The sequence below is a fragment of the Streptomyces sp. NPDC060198 genome (assembly GCF_042728415.1).
Taxonomy (GTDB): domain Bacteria; phylum Actinomycetota; class Actinomycetes; order Streptomycetales; family Streptomycetaceae; genus Streptomyces.
The window spans coordinates 1-24,024 of record NZ_JBHWZJ010000032.1 but is presented as its reverse complement, the minus strand read 5'-3'; the positions used below and the strand labels follow the sequence as shown (position 1 = coordinate 24,024).

The following is a 24,024-nucleotide window of genomic DNA, read 5'->3' as shown; positions in this document are numbered from 1 at the left end:
CATCCCCCGTCCCCGGATACCGTCACGGCGCAGTCGCCACCTGCCGCGGAGCCGGCAGGAACCCGGTGCCCCGGAAGTACGTCAGATAGCGGTCCAGCACCTCGTCGGTGAGCGGCGGCAGGTGGACGCCGAGGGCGGCCAACGCCCCGGCGGTGCGGCCGGAGTCGAAGCGGCGGTGGTCCGTCGCCCCTCCGCCGGACCCCTCGCCGTCGCCGCCGAGGAACAGCTGCGCAGCGTTGTCGGGCTGGGCCGCGACGCGGGCCCGCCACTGGTCGGCGGGGAGGGTGCGCACCTCGTGGCCGAGGCGGCCGGCAGCCTCGAAGACGCGGTCCAGGCCGGGCGCGTCCGGGTTGGTGTGGTGGTACGTCCCGTCGCCCGGGCGGCCGGAGAGGGCGAGCGCCACCACCGCCGCGCTGACGTGGTCCACGGGCACCCAGTCGGTCGACCCGTGCGGCAGGTCCGGTACCGCCCCCGCCTGCAGGCATCCCTTGATCAACTGCCACAGCAGGTCCCGGTCCTGGCAGGCGCCGGTGGTGGTGTCGCCGCTGATGCGGCCGGGGCGGTGGACGGTCACCGCAAGACCGCGCTCCCGGGCGAGGCCGACGAGTCCCTCGGCGACCCATTTGCTCTGCGCGTAGCCGTCCGGCAGTGCGGCGGCCGGGCCCGTCGGGCTCGTCTCCGTGAGGATGACGGGAGCGGGGCCGCGGGCGGGGGCGTAGACGCCGGTGGTCGAGACGTAGTGCATCCCGGGCGATGCGGAGTCGGCGAGCAGGCGCAGCAGTTCCTCGGTGCCGGCGACGTTGGCGGCACGCAGATCTCCGTACGGGGCCGCGAAGTTGACGTGTGCGCCGTTGTGCAGGACAGGGCCGAGACGGCGTACCAGAGCGGTCCGGTCCTCGGGTGACAGCCCGAGCCCCGGGGCACCGAGGTCACCGGGGACGGCGTGGATCAGTTCGGCGTACCGGGGGTGCCAGAGGCCGTAGTGCTCCAGGTTGGCGCGCAGCCGGTGGGCTGCCCCGGCCTCGTCCTCGGCGCGTACCAGGCAGTCGACGGGGCCGCCCGAGGACTCGATGAGGTCGCGCAGGAGGAAGGCGCCCAGGAACCCGGAGGCGCCGGTCAGCAGCGGGCGGGCGGACGGCCGGGCCGGGCGGCGGCCGGGTGCGGGTACCGGGGCGTCTCGTCCGGTGCCGGTGATGTCCGGGGCCAGCCGGACCTCCGCGGCGAGGTCCACTTCGGCTGCGCTCCCCTGCGGGTCTCCCTCCCCCGCGCCGCCTGCCAGGAGGCGGTCCAGCCCCTCGACGGTGGGCGCTGCGAACAGGGCGCGCAGAGTGGGGCGTTGGCCGCAGAGCTCCTCGATCCGCCGGGCGAGGTTCACGGCGAGGAGTGAGTGGCCGCCGAGGGCGAAGAAGTCGTCGGTGACGCCGACCCCGTCCACGCCGAGGGTCTCGGCGAACGCCTCGCAGAGGGCCTTCTCGCGGTCGGTGCGCGGGGCGCGTCCGCCGGTCGGTGCGGACCGGTCGGGCTCGGGCAGGGCCCGCCGGTCGGTCTTTCCGTTGGGGGTGAGGGGCAGCGCGTCGAGGGTCACGTAGGCGGCGGGGAGCATGTGGTCGGGGAGAGCGGCGGCGAGGTGGGCGCGCAGCTCGGACGCGTCGGGCCCGGCCCGGCCGTCCGCCGGCACGGTGTACGCGACCAGGCGCCGGTCGCCCGGGCGGTCCTCACGGACGACGGCGCAGGCCGCCGCCACGCCGGGCAGGGCGGTGAGCTCGGCCTCGATCTCGCCGAGTTCGATGCGGAAGCCGCGCAGCTTGACCTGGTCGTCCACGCGGGAGACGTAGACGAGTTCACCCTGTACGCCGTCGCCGCCGGTCCAGCGGACCAGGTCGCCGGTCCGGTACATCCGGCCTCCGCCGCGGTCGGCCGGGTCGGCCACGAAGCGGCTCGCGGTGAGGCCGGGCCTGGCGTGGTAGCCGCGGGCGATTCCCGCCCCGGAGACGTACAGCTCACCGACGACGCCGGCCGGCACGGGGGCCAGCCGGTCGTCCAGGACGTGTACCCGGGTGCCGTCGACGGGTGCGCCGATGGGCACCGTGCGGTCGGGGGCGAGCGGTCCGTCCGGGTGCTGGACTGCGCTCATGGTCGCGCAGACGGTGGTTTCGGTCGGGCCGTAGGCGTTGACGAGGAAACGGCCCGGCGCCCAGTCGCGGACCAGGGCCGGGGTGCATGCCTCGCCGGCGAGGACCACGGTGGTGCCTTCGGGCAGCGAGCCGGGCGGCATCACCGCGAGCGCGGCGGGCGGCAGGGTGAGGTGGGTGACGCCGCGTTCGCGGACGGTGGCCGCGAGAGGGGCGCCGGGCAGCAGGGCGTCGCGTTCGTCGATCTCCAGGCAGGCCCCGGAGAGCAGCGCCATGCAGAGTTCCCAGAAGGCGGCGTCGAAGCTGACGGACGCCATGTGCAGCACCCTGCTGTCCGGGGTGACGCGCAGCCGTTCCCGCTGGGACCTGGCCAGGGCACCGGCGCCCCGGTGGGTGACCACGACCCCCTTGGGCCGGCCGGTGGAGCCGGAGGTGTAGATGACGTACGCGGGGTGCTCCGGCAGCGGGCGCCGGGGCGTGGCGGCGCCGTCGCCGGGGGCGCCGGGGTCCGTGGCGTACAGGTGGGGCACCGGTGTCGCGGGGAGCCGGCGGTGGATCGCGGGGGTGGTCAGGAGCAGGCGCGGGCGGGCGTCTTCGAGCATGTGGGAGAGGCGGTCCGCCGGGTAGTCCGGGTCGAGCGGTACGTACGCGGCCCCGGCCTTGAGGACGCCGAGGAGAGAGACGAGGAGGTCGTGGGTGCGGGGCAGGGCGACCGCCACCCGGTCCTCGGGGCCGACGCCGAGGGAGGTGAGCCTGCGGGCGAGCGCGTCGGCGCGGGTGTTCAGGGCGGCGTAGGTGAGGGTGGTGCGGGCGTCGCGCACGGCGGGCGCGTGCGGGGTGCGCCGGGCCCACTCCTCGTAGAGCGAGGGGACGGTGGAGCCGGGCAGGTCGTCCACCGGACCGGTGCCCCAGGCCGCCAGACGGGTGCGCTCGGCGGCGGTGAGCACCTCGTAGGTGTGCAGCGGGCGGTCCGGGTCGGTGGTGACCGCGTCGATCAGCAGGGCGAGGCGTTCGGCGAGGGCCCGCACGGTGGTGGCGTCGAAGAGTTCGGTGGCGTAGTCGACGGTGGCCCGCATGCCGTCGGGCGCCCCGCCGGCGTCGTGGGTTTCGGTGAAGGTGAAGGAGAGGTCGAACTTGCTCACGGCCGTGTCGGCGGGCACGGCGGTGACGGCGAGTCCGGGCAGTTCGACGGGGGCGGCGGGGGTGTGGTTCTGGAGGACGAGCATGGTCTGGAAGAGCGGGTGGTGGTTCTGCGATCGGGCGGGGTTGAGGAGTTCGACCAGCCGCTCGAAGGGCACGTCCTGGTGAGCGTGCGCCAGGAGGTCGGACTCCTTCACGCGGGCGAGGAGTTCGAGGAACGTCGGGTCGCCCGAGAGGTCGGTGCGCAGCACCAGGGTGTTGACGAAGAAGCCGACGAGGTCGGTGGCCGCCTCGTCCGTGCGGCCGGCGACCGCCGTGCCGAGCGGAATGTCGTCCCCGGCGCCGTGGCGGGAGAGCACGAGCGAGAGGGCGGCTTGGAGCACCATGAAGACGGTGCTGCCGGTGGTGCGGGCGAGGTCGTTGATCCGCCCGGCGGTGGCGCGGCCCAGGTCGAAGGCGTGGGTGGCACCGGTGTGCAGGGAGACGGGCGGGCGCGGGCGGTCCCGGGGCAGCTCGATGATCTCCGGAAGCCCGGCCAATGCGGTCCGCCAGTGGTCCAGTTGGCGGTTCAGCAGGCTGTCCGGACCGCCGGGGCCCTCTTCGAGCAGGCGGCGCTGCCACAGGGCGTGGTCCGCGTAGTCCACGCGGAGCTCTGCCCAGGCGGGGGCCTCGCCGCTCAGGCGCGCACGGTAGGCGGTGGCGAGGTCTCGGGCGAGGGGCGCGAGGGACGACCCGTCGGCCGCGATGTGGTGGATCACCAGGATCAGGACGTGCGCTTCGTCGGCGAGGCGCAGCAGGGTCGCCCGGACCGGGAGGCGGTGTTCGACGTCGATCGGCTCGGTCGCGGCGGCGCGGATCCGGTCGGCGAGTTTCTCCTCGTCGGCGGCCTCGACGACGAGCGGGAGCCGCACGTCCGCGGGTGCGGTGATGTGCTGGCACGGTCCGCCGTCGCGCTCCGGGAAGACGGTGCGCAGGGAGGCGTGCCGGGTGACGACGTCGCGCAGCGCCCGGCGCAGGGCCTCGGTGTCGAGCGGCCCGTCGAGGCGTACGGCGAAGGGGATGTTGTAGGTGGCGGAGGGGCCTTCGAGCTTGTGCAGGAACCACAGGCGCTGCTGGGCGTAGGAGAGCGGGAGGGTGGCGGGGCGTTCCTGCGGGACGAGTGCGGGGCGGGCGGGGCGGCGGGCGTGTTCCAGGGCGGTGGCCAGCGTGGCGACGGTGGGGTTCTCGAAGAGGGTGCGGATGTCCGCCTCGGTGTCCAGGGCGGAGCGGATGCGGCCCACGAGACGGGTGGCGAGCAGCGAGTGGCCGCCCAGGGAGAAGAAGTTGTCGTCGGCGGCGACGCGGTCCACGCCCAGAACGTCGGCGAAGAGCCCGGCGAGGATCTCCTCGTGGGCGCCGCGCGGGGGTCTTCCGGCCGGTCCGGTCGGCCGGGCGGGCACGGGGAGTGCCTGCCGGTCGAGCTTTCCGTTCGGGGTGAGCGGGAGCGCGTCGAGGGGCTGGATGACGGCCGGCACCATGTACGCGGGCAGGTGGCGGCCGACGTGCGCGGCCAGCGGCCCGGGGTCCGCGGTGCTGCCGGGCGCGGGGACGACGTAGGCGGTGAGGGCGCGATCGCCGGGCAGGTCCTCGCGGACCAGGACGCAGGCGGCGCGTACGGACGGGTCGGCGCGGAGCACCGCCTCGATCTCGGCGGGTTCGATGCGGTGGCCGCGCAGTTTGATCTGCTGGTCCGCCCGCGCCAGGTGGTGGAGGGCACCGTCCGGGTCGCGGCGCACGAGGTCGCCGGTGCGGTACATGCGCGCGCCGCCCCCGGCGAAGGGGTCGGCGACGAAGCGGGTGGCGGTGAGTCCGGGGCGGCCGAGGTAGCCGCGCGCCACACCGGGGCCCGCGAGGTACAACTCTCCTTCGGCACCCGGGAGTACGGGGCTCAGGGCCGCGTCCAGGACGTGGGCGCTCATGCCGTCCAGCGGCCGGCCGATCGGGGGCACGCCGTCGGGTGCGTCGCCGGGACGCACGCGGTGCAGGGTGGCGAAGGTGGTGGCCTCGGTCGGCCCGTAGACGTTGAGGACGGCGGTAGCGGGGTGGGCGGCGGCGAGCCGTTGGAGGACGCCCGGGGCGGCGGCCTCGCCACCGGCGGCGGCCAGCCGCAGCATGCCGAGCGCGCCGGGGTCGGTCTCGGCGACGACGTTGAACAGGGCGGTCGTCAGGAACGCAGCCGTCAGCCCGTGGCGTGCGACGAGGTCGCGGATCACGGCGGGCTGGAGGGTCTCCTCGGGGGCGACGACGACGCGGCCCCCGTTGAGGAGGGGGACCCACATCTCGAAGGTGGAGGCGTCGAAGGCGTAGGCGGAGTGCAGGAGCACGGCGTCGGTGGCTCCGTCGCCCCAGGTCCGGTCCGCCGCGAGGGCGGTGATGTCGGCGTGGGTGACGCCGACGCCCTTGGGAAGTCCGGTGGAGCCGGAGGTGAACATCACGTAGGCGAGGCGGGTACCGGACCCGCCACCGTCGAAGGGCGGTTCGCCGGGTACGGCAGGTCCCCCGTGCAGCACCCGGCCGGCCGGGTCGACGGTCACCACCGGCGTGCCGGGAGGGAGTTGCCGGACCCAGGGATGCGCGCGGGTCGTCTCGTCGACGACGACGACACGCGGGGCTGCCACCTCCGCGACCCGGGCGAGGCGTTCGACGGGCCAGCGCGGATCGAGGGGCACGTAGGCGGCCCCCGCGCGCAGGGCCGCGAGCGAGGCGGTGACCAGGGCGGCCGAGCGCCCCAGGAGGATGCCGACACCGCTCTCCGCCCGGGCTCCGAGCCCGGTGAGCGCACCGGCCAGTCCGTCCGAGAGCCGCAGGAGCCGGCCGTAGGTCAGCTCCTCGCCGACGCCGGTGACGGCGACCGTGTCCGGCTGCCGGGCGGCGATCCGCGCGACGGCTTCCGGCACGCCCGTCGCCTTTGTGCGGTGCGGGAGTTCGGCGCCCCGCCCCTGGGTCACCAGTGCCTCGTGTTCGCCGTCCAGGAGAACGGGCACGGCGTCGGCACGCAGGTCGAGCCCTTGGGCCATCACCGTCAGCAGCCGGCGCATGCGCGCCGCCGTGCGGGCCACCTCCTCACGGCCCAGGACGGCGGCCCGGTGGCCGAAGGTGATCCGCAGTGCGTCGCCGGGGGCGATGGTGAGGGTGAGCGGGTAGTGGGCGGCGTCCGTGCCACGGAAGCCGGTGACGGTGATGCCGGACAGCCCCTGCTGGGCGGTGCGCAATGCCTCGGCGTCCAAGGGGTAGTTCTCGAACACCGTGAGGGTGTCGAAGAGTTCGTCCAGACCGGTGACCTCGCGGATCTCGGTCAGCCCCACGAACTGGGACCCGAGGAGGCGCCCCTGCTCGTCCTGGAGCCGGGTCAGGAGCGTGGCCAGGGTGTCGTCGGCCGCCGGCCGCAGCCGTACCGGCACGGTGTTGATGAACAGCCCGACCATCGACTCCACCCCGGGGATCTCCGGCGGCCGGCCGGAGACGGTGGTGCCGAACACGATGTCGGGACGGCCGGTGAGCCGGGTGAGCAGAAGCCCCCAGGCGCCCTGCACCAGGGTGTTGAGGGTGAGCCGGTGAGTCCGGGCGGTCTCCCGCAGCCGGGCGGTGGTGGCCTCGTCCAGGTCGAGGACGAACGTCTCGGGCAGGTCGCCTTCGTCCCCGGCCCCGCCCGGAGCGGGCTCTCCCGAGGACGACGCACCGCGCCGGGCTCCGGCGAGCAGGGTGGGCACCTCGATCTCGGCCAGCGCGGTGCGCCAGGCGTCCAGGGCCTCCGCGCGGTCCTGCCGGGCCAGCCACGCGAGATAGGTGCGGTACGGGGCGACGCGGGGCAGGGCGGAGTCGTCGCCCCCGGTCGCGTACAGCTCGAACAGCTCCCGTACCAGCAGTGGCATCGACCAGCCGTCCAACAGGATGTGATGGGCCGTCATGACGAGCCGGTGCGTGCGCGGCGCGGTGCGTACCAGCGTGAAGCGCATCAGGGGCGGGACGGCGAGGTCGAAGCGCCTGGTGCGGTCGGCGGCGAGGAACGCGGCGAGGCGCTGCTCGGTGGCCGCGGGACCGTCCGGGCCGGTCAGGTCCAGCTCCTCCAGCGGTACCGGCACCTCGGCGGCGACGGCCTGCACGGGCTCGTCCAGGTCCTCGTGGAGGAAGCCGACCCGCAGGTTGGCGTGCCGCCGCAGCAGGCCGCCGACGGCGGCGCGCAGCACGGGGACGTCGGGGGCGCCTTCGAGGTCGAAGACGAACTGAGCGGTGTAGACGTCCACGGCGGTGGAGTCGTACAGCGCGTGGAAGAGCATGCCTGCCTGCAACGGCGTCAGCGGCAGTACGTCTTCCAGCTGGAACCCGGTCACTTGCGTCCACCCCACTTGTTCTGCAGTCGGTCGATCTGGGCCTGGTCAAGGGAGACCAGGGGTAGGTCGGACGGCGTCCAGCCGCCCGCGTCGGGCCGTCCGGCGTGTTCGGCGAGTACGCGCAGGGCGCTGGCGAAAGCCTCGGACAGGGCTTCCACGTCCTTGTCCGGGAGGAGTTCGGCGGGCCAGGTCCAGCGGGTCACCAGGCTCGGTCCGTCCGGTCCGTCCTCGGTGTGCGCGTTGATGTCGAGCACGTGGTGGACGGGCATGCCGGGGTCGTGGGCCCGGGGCCCTCCTCCGTCGAGCAGCACGTCCCAGTCGGCTCCGCCCGCCTCCCCCTCGTCACCGGGAGCCGCGTACCTCCCGAGGTAGTTGAAGCCGATCTGGGGGTCGGGTGCGGTGGCCAGCCGGAGGCGGGTCGCCGGGTTGAGCCGGCGCAGCATCCCGTAGCCGACTCCGTGGTCGGGCACGGTCCGCAGCTGTTCCTTGACGCGCTTGAGGGCGCGTTGGGTCAGGGCGGCGTCGAAGCGTCCGGGGGCGCGGGGGTCGAGCGGGCCGGGGTCCAGCCGTACCGGGTACAGGCTGGTGAACCAGCCGACGGTACGGGACAGGTCGAGGCTCTCGTCGATCTGCTCGCGGCCGTGGCCCTCCAGGTCGACGAGGACGCCTGGTGCACCGGGGCCGTCCGTCTTGTCCGGAGTCCCTTCCGCGCGCCAGGCGCTCACCGCGAGGGCGAGGCCGGTGAGCAGCACGTCGTCCACTCCGGCGTGGAAGGCGGTGGGGACGGTGGTGAGCAGGGGCCGGGTCCAGGTGGCGGGCAGCCGGGTGACGAGGGTGAGGGTCCGGTCGGCGATGTCCCGGCCGGGGTCGAGCGGGCGGTGCCCCAGTCGTGGGTCAGGGGCACCGGACACCGCTTCCCAGAGCGGAAGTTCCGCCTCGCGTGCCGCGTCGTGCGCCTGGGCTGCGAGGAGGTGTGCCCACTGCCGGTAGGAGGTGGTGGCGGGGAGGGCGGCGTGCGGCCCGGGGGTCTCGGTGACGGTCCGCCAGGCGGTGGCCAGGTCGTCGGCGAGGATGCGCCAGGAGACGGCGTCGACGGCCAGGTGGTGGACGACGAGGAGCAGCCTGCCGCGCGCCCGGGGCCCCGCGTCGCACCAGACGGCCTCCACGACGTTGCCGTCCGAGGGGCTGAGCCGGCCGCGGGCCTCCTCGCCCGCTTCGGTGACGGCGGTCCGGACCGCTTCGGCGCCGAGACCCGTGACGTCGATCCGGGTGAACCGGTCGCGGGCGGGGACGGAGCCCCGGGGTAGCGCTTCGAGGACGGGCTCGCCCCCGGACGCCCCGGTCACTCGGAGGCGGAGCATGTCGTGCCGGTCGATCAGGAGTTGAAGGGCGGCGGTCAGGCTTTCCGGGGCGGCTTCCAGCGGTGTGCGCAGCACTGCGGACTGGTTGTAGCCGTCCGTGGGCCCGGGACGCTCCAGGAACCAGGCGATGATGGGGGTCGCCGGCATGGTGCCGGTCCCCCGCCCGTCGGGCGCGAAGGCGGCCGGGCCGGACGCGTCGCCGCGGTCGAGCGCGGTGGACGCGGCGGCGATGGCCTCGGGCGTGCGGTGGACGAAGACATCGCGGGGGGTGACCCGGAGGCCGGCCTCGCGGACCCGGCTGACGAGCTGGATGGAGAGGATGCTGTCGCCGCCGAGGGCGAAGAAGTCGTCGTCGGTGCGGACGGAGGGGACGCGCAGGACGGAGGCGAACACCTCGCAGAGCGCCTGTTCCTTCGCGGTGCGCGGCCGTCCGCCGGGGCGTACGGCCGCCGGTCGGTCCGGGGCGGGCAGGGCCCGTCGGTCGGTCTTGCCGTTGGGCAGCAGCGGCAGCGCGTCCAGGGCCACGAAGACGGCGGGCACCATGTACGGCGGCAGGGTCCCGGCGAGACGGGCGCGCAGTTCGCGCTCCGTCGGCGCCGGTTCGCCGTCGCGCGAGCCGGGGACGGTGTAGGCGACCAGGCGCCGCTCGCCGGGCCGGTCCTCACGGACCAGGACGCAGGCGGCGGCCACGCCGTCGAGTGCGGCGAGAGCGGCCTCGATCTCCCCCGGCTCGATGCGGAATCCGTTCACCTTGACCTGGTCGTCGGCGCGGCCGACATGGGTGAGCAGGCCGTCGGCGTCCCGCCGGACGAGGTCGCCGGTGCGGTACATCCGGCTTCCGGCGGGTCCGTACGGGTCGGCGACGAACCGTGCGGCGGTCAGGCCGGGGCGGCCCAGATAGCCGCGGGCGAGGCCGTCGCCGGCGAGGTGCAGTTCGCCGGTGACGCCGGGCGGCACGGGCTGCAGACCCGCGTCGAGGACGTAGGCGCGGGTGTTGTCGACCGGGTGTCCGAGCGGCACGCTCCCCTCCCCTGCCGGCCCGTCGGCTTCGGCGGCACGGTGGTGGTGGGCGGTGGCGTCGATGGTGGCCTCGGTCGGCCCGTAGAGGTTGTGCACCTCGGTCCGCCAGTCCCGGGCGACGCGTCCCGCCAGTGCCCGGGGCAGGGGTTCGCCGCCGCACAGGACGGCCCGCAGCGTCTCGGGGGCCGGGCCGGGAGCCGTCTCGGTGACGACGACCGCGAGGTGCGAGGGCACGAACTGGGCGAGGGTCACGCCTTCGGCGCGCATCCTGGCCAGCAGCCCGGCGGGGTCGTGGTTGAGGGCGGGGGGTACGGGGCAGGTCGAGCCGCCGTGCAGCAGTGGCAGCCAGGTCTCCCAGACCGAGGCGTCGAAGCTCGGCGAGGTGCGGGCGAGGACCCGGTCGTCGCCGGTGAGGCCGAGGTGGTCCGCCATCCACGCCATGTGGTTGGTGAGGGAGGCGTGGGTGACCACCACTCCCTTCGGGGTGCCGGTCGAGCCCGAGGTATAGATGACGTACGCGGCGTCGCGCGGGTCGGGGCCCGGGGCGGGCGGCGTGGCGCGCCCGGTGGACCAGGCGGTGCGGTCGTCGAGTGCCAGGCTGGGCAGGGTGAGGCCGAGGGGTTCGGCGCGGCCGGTGTGGGTGAGGAGCAGCACCGGACGGGCATCGTCGAGCATGTGGGCGATGCGTGCCTCGGGGTACTCCAGGTCGACCGGCAGATAGGCCGCTCCGGCCTTGGTGACCGCGAGCATCGCGAGGACCTGGTCGGCGGTGCCTTCCAGGGCCAGCGCGACCAGGTCCCCCCTGCCGATGCCCCGGTCGCGCAGGTGGTGCGCCAAGTCGTCCGAGATCAGGTCGAGTTCACCGAAGGTGATGCCGTCGCCGCCGTCGCGTACGGCCCGCGCCCCGGGGGTGCGGGCCGCTTGCGCGCGGAACGCCTCGGGCGCGGTACGGGCGGGCCCGGGGCGGGCCGCGCCGTACGCGACCCGCTCCAGGCTCCGTCGCTCGTCCGGGTCGAGGACCTCCACGCAGTGGACACGGCGGTCGGGATCGGCGGAGAGGGCGGCGAGGAGGCCGGTCAGCCGGGCGGCCAGGGTGTGGGCGGTGGCGGGGACGAAGAGTTCGGTGGAGAACTCCAGGACGCCCTGGAGTCCGGCCGGCCGCCCCGAGTCGTCGTACGTCTCCGTGAAGGTGAAGGTCAGGTCGAACTTGCTGATGCCGGTGTGGACGGGCTGCTGCGCCACCGCCAGGCCGGGCAGGCCGATCGTGGCGTCCGACTGGTTCTGGAGGACGAGCATGGTCTGGAACAGCGGGTGGTGGTTCTGGGCGCGGACGGGGCTGAGGGCGTCCACCAGCCGTTCGAACGGCAGGTCCTGGTGGGCGTAGGCCGCCAGGTCGAAGTCCCGCACCCGGTCCACGACCTCGCCGAACGTGGGGTCGCCGCTCAGATCGGTGCGCAGCACCAGGGTGTTGACGAAGAAGCCGACCAGGTCGTCGAGCGCCTCGTCGGTGCGGCCGGCGACCGCGGTGCCCAAGGGGATGTCCTCACCGGCTCCGTGGCGGGAGAGGAGGACCGCCAGAGCGGCCTGGAGGACCATGAAGAGGCTGCTGCCCCGGGTGCGGGCCACGTCGGCGAGCGCCCGGTGGGTGTCGGCCCCGACGGTGAAGGGATGCGCGTCGCCGCAGTGGGCAGGCACGGGGGGTCGCGGCCGGTCGACGGGCAGTTCGAGCAGGTCGGGGGCGCCGGCGAGTGCGGTGCGCCAGAAGGCGAGTTGGCGGGCTGCCTGGCTGGAGGGGTCGTCCTCCTCGCCGAGCAGCGCGCGCTGCCAGAGGGTGTAGTCGGCGTACTGGACGGCGAGTCCGGTCCAGCCGGGCTCCTCGCCCTCGGCCCGTGCCCGGTACGCCTCACCCAGGTCGCGGGCGAGCGGGGCCAGCGACCAGCCGTCCCCGGCGATGTGGTGCAGGACCAGCACCAGGACGTGGGCTTCGGGCGCGAGCCTCACCAGCCGGGCCCGCACCGGAAGTTCGGTGCTCACGTCGAAGGCGTGCGTCACCTCGGCCGTGAGTGTGTCGCCGAGGTCCGCGAGGTCGGTGTCGCGGGGCGTCAGGTCGAGGTCGGCACGGGCGGCGTCGAGCACCAGCTGCCGGGCGACTCCGTCGGTTTCCGGGAAGACGGTGCGCAGGCTCTCGTGGCGCTCGACCACGTCCGCGAGAGCGCGCTCGAGGACCTGCGAGTCGAGCGGGCCGTCCAGGCGGAGCACCAGCGGCACGTTGTAGGTGGCGCTCGGCCCCTCCAGCCGGCCGAGGAACCAGAGGCGCTGCTGCGCGAAGGAGAGCGGCAGCGGATCGGGGCGTTCGCTGGTTCTCTCCAGGGGTCTTCTGGCCTTCTCGGCGCCGTCCAGCACGGCCGCGAGGCCGGCCGGGGTGGGGTGCTCGAAGAGTGCCTTGACCGGAACCTCCACGCCGAGCGCGGTGCGGATGCGGGCGGCGAGGCGGGTGGCGAGCAGGGAGTGTCCGCCGAGGGCGAAGAAGTCGCCGTCACCGCCGACGTGCCTCCCGTCGAGTCCGAGGACGTCGGCGAAGAGTCCGCGGAGGATCTCTTCACGGGCGGTACGGACGGTGAGGGCGGTAGGAGCGGTGCGGCCCGTACCCTTGCGGTCCTGGCCGACGGGCACGGGTGCGGGCAGAGCGCGCCGGTCCACCTTGCCGTTGACGGTCAGCGGCAGCGCGTCGAGCGGCACGAATGCGGAGGGCACCATGTACGCGGGCAGGGAGCGGCCCAGCGCCCGGGCGAGGTCGGCGGGCGCCGGGCGCGTACCGGCCACGGGCACCACGTAGGCGACGAGGCGCCGGTCGCCCGGGGTGTCCTCGCGGACGACGGCGAAGGAGTCGGCGACCCCCTCGCAGCGGGCCAGGACGGATTCGATCTCGCCGAGTTCGATGCGGTAGCCGCGCAGCTTCACCTGTCCGTCCGCGCGGGCGACGTAGGCGACGTGACCGTCCGGGGTCCAGCGGACGAGGTCACCGGTGCGGTACATCCGTGCGCCCGCCGGGCCGTACGGGTCGGCGACGAAGCGGCCGGCGGTCAGCGCGGGCAGCCCGGTGTAGCCCCGGGACACCCCGCGCCCCGCGAGGTACAGCTCGCCCACCACGCCCGGTGCGACCGGGCCGAGGGAGCCGTCGAGCACGTACAGCCGCATGCCGTCGAGCGGGCGGCCGATGGGCGGCGGCCCGGCCGGCAGGGCGGCGGCCACGTCGAACCGGGTCGCGAAGGTGGTGGTCTCGGTCGGCCCGTACACATGGAGGACGCGCAGGCCTGGCGTGACGGTGGCGATCCGCTGCATGGCGTCCGGGGAGGCGAGTTCGCCGCCGGCGCACACCAGGCGCAGGCCGCGGAAGGCCTCCGGGGCGGTCTCGGCGATCACGTTGAAGAGCGCCGTCGTCAGGAAGACGGCGCTCACGCCGTGCCGGCGGACGGAGTCGCCGAGGACGCGGGCCTCCAGGACGCCCTCCGGCGCGACGACGATCGTGCCGCCGTGCAGGAGCGGGGCCCAGATCTCGAAGGTGGAGGCGTCGAAGACGTACGCCGAGTGCATCAGCACCGCGTCGGCGGCGCCCTCGCGCCAGGCGGAGTCGTCGGCCAGCGCGGCCACGTCGGCGTGGGTGACACCGACGCCCTTGGGCAGACCGGTGGAGCCTGAGGTGAACATGGTGTACGCCAGGGCGTCCGGCCCCGGTACGGCGGCGGGCCGGCCCGGCCGCTCAGGGGCACCGCGCAGAACGCGGCCGAGCCGGTCCACCACCAGGACCGGCAGCCGGCCTGCGGTCGCGGTCACCCAGGGGGAGGCGAGGGACGCCTCGTCGACGACGAGGACCCGCACCGACGCGACCTCTGCGACCTGGGCGAGCCGCTCCGCGGGCCAGCGGGGGTCCATGGGGGCGTAGGCACCGGCCGCGCGGACCGCGGCGAGGGAGGCCGTCACGACGGCGGGCGACCGTGCGAGCAGCACGCCGACACCGGATTCGGGACCGACACCGAGTCCGGCCAGTGCGCCGGCGAGGTCGGCGGAGAGCGCGTCGAGATCGGCGTAGCTGAGGGCGGTGGTGTCGTCGGTGACCGCGACGGCGTCCGGGTCGCGGAGCGCCTGGGCGGCGAAGAGGGCGGGCAGGGTGCTGTCCGGTGCGGCCTCGCCGATCGGGCGGCCGGTGCCCCAGCGGGTGACCCGGGTGTGTTCGCCGGCCGTCAGCAGGTCGTAGCCGGCGAGCGGCCGGCCGGGGTCTGCGGTCACCTGTTCCAGGAGGCGGACCAGCCGTGCGGCGAGGGTGTCGACGGTGTCGCTGTCGAAGAGGGCGGTGGCGTATTCGATCCCGGAGGTGAGGCCGCCGTGTTCGCGCTCCTCGGTGAAGGCGAAGGTGAGATCGAACTTGCTCAGACCGTTGTGGACGAGCCGGTCCTCCACGGTGAGACCGGGGAATTCGGGGCGGACGGTCTCCTGGTTCTGCAGCACCAGCATGGTCTGGAAGAGCGGATGGTGGTCGCCTGCCCGGACGGGGTTGAGGCTCTCCACCAGCCGCTCGAAGGGCACGTCCTGGTTTCCGTAGGCGGCGAGGTCGAACTCCCTGACACGCACGAGGAGTTCGCGGAAGGTCGGATTGCCGGACAGGTCGGCGCGCAGGACCAGGGTGTTGACGAAGAAGCCGACCAGATCCTCCAGCGCCTCGTCGGTGCGCCCGGCGACGGGAGTGCCGAGCGGGATGTCGTCGCCCGCGCCGTGCCGGTGCAGCAGGGTCGCCACCGCCGCTTGGAGCACCATGAAGAGACTGCTCCCCGACTCCCTCGCCAGGACCAGGAGCCGGGCGTGGAGCGCGGGGGGTACGTCGAATTCGTGGACGTCTCCCCTCGGGTCGGCGGTGACCGGGCGCGGCCGGTCCAGCGGCAGGTCGATCAGGCCGGGCAGTCCCGCGAGCGCGGTGTGCCAGTGGTCCAGTTGCCGGCCCAGCACGCTCTGCGGTGCGGTGTCCTCGCCCAGGGTGGCGTGCTGCCAGAGGGTGTAGTCGGCGTACTGGAGCACGGTGGCGGGCGCCGGCGCGGCCTCCCGGCGGCCGGCCAGCCGGTCCCGGTAGGCCTCGCCCAGGTGACGGGCGAGCGGGGCGAGGGACCAGCCGTCGCCCGCGATGTGGTGCAGGACCAGCACCAGGACATGGCGACCGGGGGCGGCGCGCAGCAGCAGGGCGCGCAGCGGCAGGTCGGCGGTGACGTCGAACGGCTCGCGCACGGCGGCGAAGACGGCCTCGTCGAGGTCGGCGGGGGCCACGTCCACGACCGGCAGTGCGGGAGCGGCGATGTCCACGCCGACGACCCGCTGGTGCGGTGTGCCGTCCCGTTCCGGGAAGAGGGTGCGCAGGGACTCGTGCCGCTCCACGACGTCGCGCAGCGCCGCGCGCAGCGCGTCCGTGTCCAGTGCGCCGTCGAGTGCGAGCACCAGCGGGATGTTGTAGGTGGAGCTGGGCCCTTCGAGCCGGTTGAGGAACCAGAGCCGTCGCTGGGCGAAGGAGAGCGGCAGCGGATCGGGCCGCCGCCCGGCCGGGGCCACGGGAGGGCGGGTCCGGGCAGCCGGGTCGAGGGCGCGGGCCAGGGCCGCGACGGTCGGGTGCTCGAAGAGGGTGCGTACGGCGATCTCGGCGCCCAGTACGGCGCGGACGCGGCTCACCACGCGCATGGCGAGGAGCGAGTGCCCGCCGAGGTCGAAGAAGCCGCTGTGCGGGCCGACTTCGGCCACCTGAAGGACGTCGGCGAAGATCCCGGCGAGCAGCTCCTCCCGCAGGGTGAGCCGTCCTGGTCCGGCCGGGCCTTCGGTGCCCGGACCCGGTTCGGGCAGGGCGCGCCGGTCCACCTTGCCGTTGGGCAGGAGGGGCAGGGCGTCGAGTACGACGACGGCGGAGGGCACCATGTGGTGCGGGAGGGCCTCGGCGAGGCCGTCGCGCAGGACGACGGGGCGCACGGCGGGGTCGTCGGTCACGGCGTAGGCGACGAGGCTGCGCCGGCCGGGCGCGTCCTCGCGGATCACCGCGCAGGCGCCCGTGATGGCGGAGTTCGCCAGGAGAGCGGCCTCCACCTCACCCAACTCGATCCGGAAGCCGCGGAGTTTCACCTGATCGTCGGCGCGGGCCAGGTAGTCGAGCAGTCCGTGGCCGTTCCACCTCACCAGGTCACCCGTCCGGTACATGCGGGTGCCGTCGGTGGCGAAGGGGTCGGCGACGAAGCGTTCCGCGGTCAGAGCGGGCCGGTGCAGATAACCCCGGGCGAGGTTGGGGCCACTGAGGTACAACTCCCCGGTGACGCCGGGCGGTACGGGGCGAAGCCGGCCGTCCAGGACGTACGCGCGCATGGTGTCGACCGGCCGGCCGATCGGGACGGTCTCGGCCGGGGAGGCGGCCCGGGGGCCGTCCTCGCGGTGCGCGGTCGCGTCGATGGTCGCCTCGGTGGGCCCGTACAGGTTGTGCACGTCGGCGCCCCAGTGGCCGGCGATCTGGTCGGCGAGGGCGCGCGGCAGGGGTTCGCCGCCGCACAGGACGGCGCGCAGCCGGGGCAGTGGCGCGGCATGGGCGGCCTCGGCGAGGATCTGGGTCAGGTGCGAGGGCACGAACTGGGCGACCGTGATACCGAACCGCCCCATCCAGGAGAGGAGTTCGGCGGGCTCCTGGTTGGCCCGGTGCGGTAGCACGCAGACCTCGCCGCCGTTCATCAGCGGGAGCCACAGCTCCCACACGGAGGCGTCGAAGCTGGTGGAGGTGCGGGCGAGCACCCGGTCCTCATTGGTGAGCTCCAGGTGGTCCGCCATCCACGCCATGTGGTTGGCCAGTGCGACGTGGGGCACGACCACGCCCTTGGGGCGGCCGGTGGAGCCGGAGGTGTAGATGACGTACGCCGGGTCCTTGGGGTGGGGTACGTGGCGGGCGCCCGGGACGTCCGGCGCGGGCAGGTCCGCCGCCGTGTCGAGGTCGAGCCAGGGCAGGCCGGTCGCGGGCAGCGACGGACGGGTTGCGGCCGTGGTGAGCAGGAGGACCGGCCGGGCGTCGTCGAGCATGTGCCGGATGCGGGCCGCCGGGTACTCCGGGTCGACGGGTACGTAGGCGGCGCCGGCCCGCAGCACGGCCAGCATGGCGACGACGGTGTGGACGGACGGGGGCGCGGCGACGGCCACCCGGTCCTCGCGGCCCGTGCCCCGCTCGCGCAGGGCGCGGGCGAGGGCGTCGGCACGGGCGTCGAGTTCCGCGTAGGTGAGGCTGGTGCGGTCGTCGCGGACCGCGACCGCGTGGGGGGTGCGCACGGCCTGCTCACGGACCGCCTCCGGTACGGTGACGGCGGGCAACGGCCTTGTCCTGCCGCGCCCTTGGGCGAGCATCCGGTCCCGCTCGTCCGGCCCGGTCGGGTCGAAGTCCTCGACGGACCGGTCGGGGTCGGCGACGGCGAGGGCGAGCACACGGGCGAACCGGTCGCTCAGGCCGCTCGCGGTGGCGGCGTCGAAGAGGTCGGTGGCGTATTCCAGATACCCCTCGATACCGGCGAACTCGGCATCGGTGTGGACGAGTTCGGTCAGCGAGAAGGTCAGGTCGAACTTGCTGATCCCGGTGTGCCCGGACCGGTCCCGGGCGGTGATCCCGGGCAGGTCCAGATCGGTCCGCTCCTGGCTCTGGAGGACCAGCATGGTCTGGAAGAGCGGGTGGTGGCCGCCGGACCGCTCAGGGTTGACGGCCTCCACGATCCGTTCGAAGGGAAGGTCACCGTGACCGAAGGCCGCGATGTCGAAATCGCGTACGCGTGAGAGTAATTGACGGAATGTCGGTTGGCCGGAGAGGTCGGTGCGCAGCACGACGGTGTTGACGAAGAACCCGACCAGGTCGCCGAGGGCTTCGTCCGAGCGGCCCGCCGCCGCGGTGCCCAGGGGGATGTCGGTGCCGGCGCCGTGGCCGTGCAGCGTCACCGCCAGCGCCGCCTGGAGCACCATGAAGGGGGTGCAGCCCGCCGAGCGGGCGAGCCGGACGAGCGCGGCGTGTTCGGGGGCGGGCAGGGCGAAGGGGACCGCGTCGCCCCGATGGCTGGGCACGGTGGGCCGCGGCCGGTCGAGGGGCAGGTCGAGGAGGTCGGGGGCGCCGCGCAGGGCTTCTCGCCAGTGGGCGAGCTGGATCGCGGCCAGGCTCTCCGGGTCGGTTTCGTCGCCGAGCAGCCGGTGCTGCCAGAGGGTGTAGTCGGCGTACTGCACCGGCAGCACGGGCCAGTCGGGAGTGCCGGTGCCCTCGGCTCTGGCACGGTAGGCGGCGCCGAGGTCGCGGACGAGGGGGGCGAGGGACCAGCCGTCGGCGACGACGTGGTGGAGGACGAGAACCAGGAGATGACGGGTCGGAGCTTCCTGGAGCAGGCTCGCCCGGACGGCGAGGTCGCCGGTGAGGTCGAAGGGCTCGGCCGTCAGACGGCGGATCGTTTCCTCCACCCAGGCTCCGGTCTCTCCCTCCGCACCGGCCTCTCCGGCACCGGGCTTCCCGGCCGGGGGCCGCAGGACGGTCAGCGGGACCAGCTCCGCCGCGACGGCCGCGTCGAGGAGCTGCTGACGGGGTACGCCGTCGTACTCGGCGAAGACGGTGCGCAGGCTCTCGTGCCGGGCGACCACGTCGGCCAGGGCGCCCCGCAGGGCCCTCGTGTCGAGCGGGCCGTCGAGTTCCAGGACGAGCGGAATGGTGTACGTGTCGCCGGGGCCCTCCGCCTTGTTGAGGAACCACAGCCGCCGCTGCGCGAAGGAGAGCGGCACCACTTCGGGGCGCGGCTGCGGCGTGAGGGCGGGCCGGGCGGCGACGGCGGTGTCGAGGACTGCGGCGAGCGAGGCGACCGTGGGGTGGTCGAAGAGGGCACGCAGGCCGAGTTCGGTGCCCAGGGCCGCGCGCACCCGGCCGGTGAGACGGGTGGCGAGCAGCGAATGGCCGCCCAGGGAGAAGAAGTTGTCGTCGGCGCCGACAGCGGCGACGCCCAGAACGTCGGCGAACAGACCGGCCAGCACCTCCTCGTACGCGGTGCGCGGGGCGCGGCCCGTGGTGGCCGCGGCGGGGGGTGCGGGCAGGGCACGGCGGTCGACCTTGCCGTTGGAGTTCAGTACGAGCGCGTCGAGCGTCACGAACACCGAGGGCACCATGTACGCGGGCAGGGCACGGCCCACCCGGCGGGCGAGCGCGGTGTCGTCCAGGTCCGTGCCGACGACCGGCACCACGTACGCGACGAGCCGGCGGTCGCCGGGTATGTCCTCGCGGACCAGGACGCTCGCGGCCCGTACGCCCGGGTCGGCGAGCAGGATGGACTCGATCTCGGCGGGTTCGATGCGGTAGCCGCGCAGCTTGACCTGCCCGTCCACGCGTCCGACGTACTCGATCTCGCCGCGCGCGGTCCAGCGGACGAGGTCCCCGGTGCGGTACATGCGGGCGCCGTGGGGATCGTGCGGGTCGGCGACGAACCGTCCGGCGGTCAGCGCGGGGCGCCCCTGGTAGCCGCGCGCGACGCCGCGGCCGGCCACGTACAGCTCTCCCACCACGCCGGGCGGCACCAGGGCGAGGCCGGCGTCGAGGACGTGGAGCCGCATCCCGTCGAGCGGGCGGCCGATGGGCGGCAGTCCTCCCGCGTCGCCGGCGACCCGGTGGCGGGCGGCGAAGGTGGTGGTCTCGGTGGGCCCGTAGACGTGCAGGACCTGGGTGCGGGGCGCGGCGGCGGCCACCCGCTGCATCAGGCCCGGGGTGGCGGCCTCGCCGCCCGCGGCGACGAGTCGCAGCCCGGCGAAGGCCGCCGGGTCGGCCTCGGCCACCACGTTGAACAGGGCCGTGGTGAGGAAGAGCGCGGTCACGCCGTAGCGGTCCACCAGACCGGTGAGGACCGGCGCCTCCAGGCCCCCCGGAGGTGCCACGACCACCCGGCCGCCGTGCAGGAGCGGAACCCATATCTCGAAGGTGGAGGCGTCGAAGACGTAGGCCGAGTGCAGCAGCACCGCCTCGCACGCCCCACCGGTCCAGGCGGTGTCGCCGGTCAGCGCGAGCACGTCCGCGTGTGTGACTCCGACACCCTTGGGCAGGCCGGTGGAGCCGGAGGTGAACATCACGTAGGCGAGCCGGTCGGGGTGCGTCACCTCCGGGAGGTCTCCCGGTACCGGCGGGGCGCCGCGCAGTACCCCGCCGAGGGCGTCGACGACGATCACCGGCAGGACGGCAGCGGTCACCTTGACCCAGTTCCGCCCGGCGGCGGCCTCGTCGACCACCAGCGCACGGACCCCGGCGACGCCCGCGACGCGACCGAGGCGCTCCTGGGGCCAGTCCGCGTCCATCGGTACGTACGCGGCGCCCGCGCCGACCACGCCGAGGGTGGCGGCCACCATCGCGGCGGAGCGGCCCACGAGGACACCGACGCCGTCCTCCGCGGCCAGTCCCCAGCCCGCCAGCGCGCCGGAGAGCTCCGCCGCGCTGCGGGCCAGTTCCCGGTACGAGAGGGTGGTGTCGCCGTCCACCACCGCCGGGGCGTCCGGGGTGCGGTGCGCCTGCGCGCCGAACGCCTCCGCCAGGCTCACGGCCGGTTCCGGGCCCCGCAGATCGACGCCACGGCCGTGCGCGAGGAGTTCACGGGCAACCGTCTCGTCGGTCAACGGCAATTCGTGCAGGGGGGTTTCGGTATCCGCGCCGGCGAGAGCCTTCAGGAAGGAGACGACGGCCCGCTGGCTCAGCCGTACGTCCTCGGGGCGGTACAGCTCCGGGTTGGCGTCGAATCCGATCAACGGCCCGGTTCCCTCGGAGCGTTCGGAGACGAAGAGGGAGACGTCGTCGACCGGTCCGATGGACAGCACGCGGGAGGCGGCGGGGCTGCCGGCGAATTCCAGGTCGTACTCGTAGCCCATGATGTTGACGACGACGTCCGTCAGACGCGCCGCGTCGTCGGCCATCCTGAGTTCACGGGCGAGTTGCTCACGGGAGAAGCGCCGGTGGCGCAGGGCCCCGCGCATCTCCAGGGCGACGGCTCGGACGAGATCGCCGACGGTCATGTCGGCGGTGACGCTCAGGCGCAGAGGCAGGATGTTGGCGGTCATGCCGACGATGTGCCGCAGTCCGCCGTGGCGGCCGTTGGAGGCGAGGCCCACGACGACGTCCCGAGTACCGGTGGCCCGGCCCACGTAGGCGGCGACCGCGCTCACCAGGACGGCGGTCCAGCTGGTGCGGTTGGCCGCGGCGAGCCGGCGCAGCTCGTCGAGGACGGTGACGGGCAGGGTCTCACCGGTGTGCAGGTGCACACCGTCCCCGCCGGCGGGATCGGCCGGGGTGTCGGTTCGGCGGCGGATGAGCGGCGTGCCGCCCCGGGCGGCGGTCCCGTCGGCGGAGCCGTCAAAACCTGTGGCGCCCGGGGCGCGGTCGGCGAACTTGGCGGTCCAGTAGGCCCGGTCGGCCTCGTACCGGGCGGAGTCGAGGTAGGCGGCCTCGTCCGCGAGGAGGTCGGCGAGCGGGGCGGGCGGCAGCTCGGCCTCGGCGATGTCCTCGCCCCGCAGGACGCGGGCGTAGAGGTCGGCCACGGTGCGGGCGAAGACGGCGCCGCCGAGGCCGTCCACGACGATGTGGTGGAAACGGATGTACCAGTAGTGCCATCGGGGGCCGAGACGCAGCAGGGCCAGACTGTGACGCGGGGTGTCGATGCGGTCGACCGTGGCCATGTCGTCGGCGAGGTAGCGCTCGGCCGCGGCCGCCGGGTCGTCGGCACCGGAGAGGTCGACCAGGCGGAGCCGGTCGGTGTGGGACCGGGGCACCGGCATGACCCGTTGCCGCACGGCTCCGTCCCTGAGGACGAACTCGACGTTGAGGCTGTCGCAGAGGGCGACCGCGCGGGCGACCGCGGCGGCGAACACCTCCGCGTCGAGATCGCCGCGGATCTCGAAGCATTCGGCGATGTTGAACTTGGGGCTCTCCGGTTCGACCAGTTGGCCGTACCACACGCCCTGTTGAGCCGCGGTCAGCTCGAAGAACTCTTCGGGAATCGAACGAGACGGGATCGAGTCGTTTTCAGTCATGCCGGTCGACACCTTTGGGGAGAGATTTCGGGGACGACGGAGAGGGCGGAGAGGGCTGGGAGAAAGCCCACCGCACCGGTGCGCACATCGTCGGCAGAGAGTCCGCGGAAGCGGAGAAAGACTGTCGTACCCATGGCAGAGCCCACCGGGGTATCACCGGGTCTCACGCCGGGCGCATTCACCCGGCGCAAAGCCCGCCTCCCCTCCGAAGGGGTCGTGGGACGAATTACCGGTGCCTTCTGTGCGGCTCGCACATTCCGCGCGGCGGCACGGGGAACCCTGCCCGCCGAACACGGATCAAAGACCGGTCACGCCCTGATCGATTCCGCTCCAACCGAACCCAATAGGAATCCAAAAGGAACAGAAACGATCAGGGTGCGCACCGGATCACACACCGAAGCGCCATCCACCCGCAGGCGGGCGGAGCGCTTTCGCGTACCGGCGGCCGGCCTACTCGGCTGCGGCCTCCATGGCCCGTACCAGGCCGGCGGGCCGCATGTCGGTCCAGGCGGCCTCGATCACGTCCAGACACTCCTGACGCGACCCCTCCGGGCCGACGGCGCGCCAGCCGCCCGGGATCTCGATGCGCGCGGGCCAAAGCGAGTACTGACCCTCGTCGTTGACCAGCGCCACGAACCGTCCCGACTCGTCATCGAAAGGATTGGTCACGGCCGTCCCCCACTGTTCTCGCTCTTTCTGCGACATGTTCATCAGTCATTCCCGAGCACATCACGCCGGATCGTTTCCCGTCGCGACTCCGCCGGCCCCCGACCCCTTTCCCTGACGCGCCGGCCACATGGAGAGCGACGAGATATCGCACACTCTTTCGATTGACCTTGGCGACCGGATCGGGGTCATCCCGACTTCACCCGTTCATGCCAATCACATTAGAGGATGCATGGCCTCCCATGTCTCCGTTCGCCCCATTGCCCGTACGCCCCCAATTCCGCGAGGCGACACATCTCGCCCTGGACATATGCCAAGTGATCACCTGCGAACCTGTTCAGTCACCCGGTGTCCCGCTTGGGCTGATATCGCTGAATTTGGTCCCTGGCATTTCGGGAAAGCGCCCGCGCGCGCCCGCAGGCGCCGTCGCGCCGAATGATCCAACCGAGCTACCGTGCGCCGGGCACGCGCCCCGTCCGCCGCACCGTCCGGGCTGTCCCGCATTCCCTGGTGAGTGGGAACACCGTCACGGAGCATCGCCCGCGTATCCGTGGAGCCCGGCCGGCGCCGGCCGGTCGCCCGGCGCCCGCGCCCCGCGTCAGAGAGCGATCAGCCCCGCCGCCGTCACACGGAATCCGCAGGCATCGACGTAGAAGGCGCGAAGGTGCTCCTCGAAGTCGACGTGCAGCCAGGCGCACCTGGCGGCGCGGGCTTCGTCGGCGGCGGTCGCGACCAGAGCCGCACCGACACCGCGCGACCGATGTTCCCGGGCCACCACCGTGTCCAGGAGGAAGGCGTGGAGCCCGCCGTCCCAGAGCACGTTGACGAAACCGATCAGGAGGCCGTCCTCCCGGGCGCAGACCCAGCCCAGACTGTGGCGCTCCAGGCGCGCCCGCCAGTCGGTCCCGGTGGCCGGACCACCGAATCCCCCGGTGTGCAGCGCGTCGAGGGCCGTGTTGTCGAAGTCGTCCCGCCATACGTAAGTGATCGTCATGTACGAGACGGTAAGGACCCGGGGGCGTTGCCCGGTGGAGTCGTCGGCGGGCGGGACCTTCTCACGGAGTCACCGAAGCCTCCCGCAGGCCTGGGGACGGGCGCGTACGCCCCGGGCACTCAGGCGGTCAAGGGCGTGAGACAGGTCCGGGCGGCCGGGCTGACGCCGGCCGCCCGTCGGATCATGGAGGTCGTCGCCGACCGCTTCGGGGAACGGCCCTCCCGGCATGGCTCTCGTCGCCCGGTCCGCCGCCCCACCGCGAG

General features: G+C 74.0%; 4 protein-coding genes. All 4 read right to left on the bottom strand.

All coding sequences use genetic code 11. From position 1 onward, the window contains the following. Positions 1 to 22 precede the first annotated feature (22 nt). The gene (locus ACFWEP_RS07340; RefSeq protein ID WP_387366975.1) at positions 23 to 7,642 is read right to left on the bottom strand and encodes an amino acid adenylation domain-containing protein; all 7,620 of its coding nucleotides are present in this window, start codon (positions 7,640 to 7,642) and stop codon (positions 23 to 25) included. Beyond that, positions 7,639 to 22,101, bottom strand: coding sequence for an amino acid adenylation domain-containing protein (locus tag ACFWEP_RS07335; RefSeq protein ID WP_387366972.1), 14,463 nt, complete (start codon positions 22,099 to 22,101; stop codon positions 7,639 to 7,641). The genes ACFWEP_RS07340 and ACFWEP_RS07335 overlap by 4 nt, the downstream gene beginning before the upstream one ends. Before the next feature lie 450 nt (positions 22,102 to 22,551). Next, positions 22,552 to 22,770, bottom strand: a complete 219-nt coding sequence (locus ACFWEP_RS07330) for an MbtH family protein (RefSeq protein ID WP_387366969.1) — start codon at positions 22,768 to 22,770, stop codon at positions 22,552 to 22,554. A gap of 595 nt (positions 22,771 to 23,365) precedes the next feature. Continuing rightward, positions 23,366 to 23,761 carry a GNAT family N-acetyltransferase gene (locus ACFWEP_RS07325; RefSeq protein ID WP_387366966.1) on the bottom strand — a complete coding sequence of 132 codons (396 nt, stop codon included), beginning with the start codon at positions 23,759 to 23,761 and terminating at the stop codon, positions 23,366 to 23,368. Positions 23,762 to 24,024: the final 263 nt, after the last annotated feature.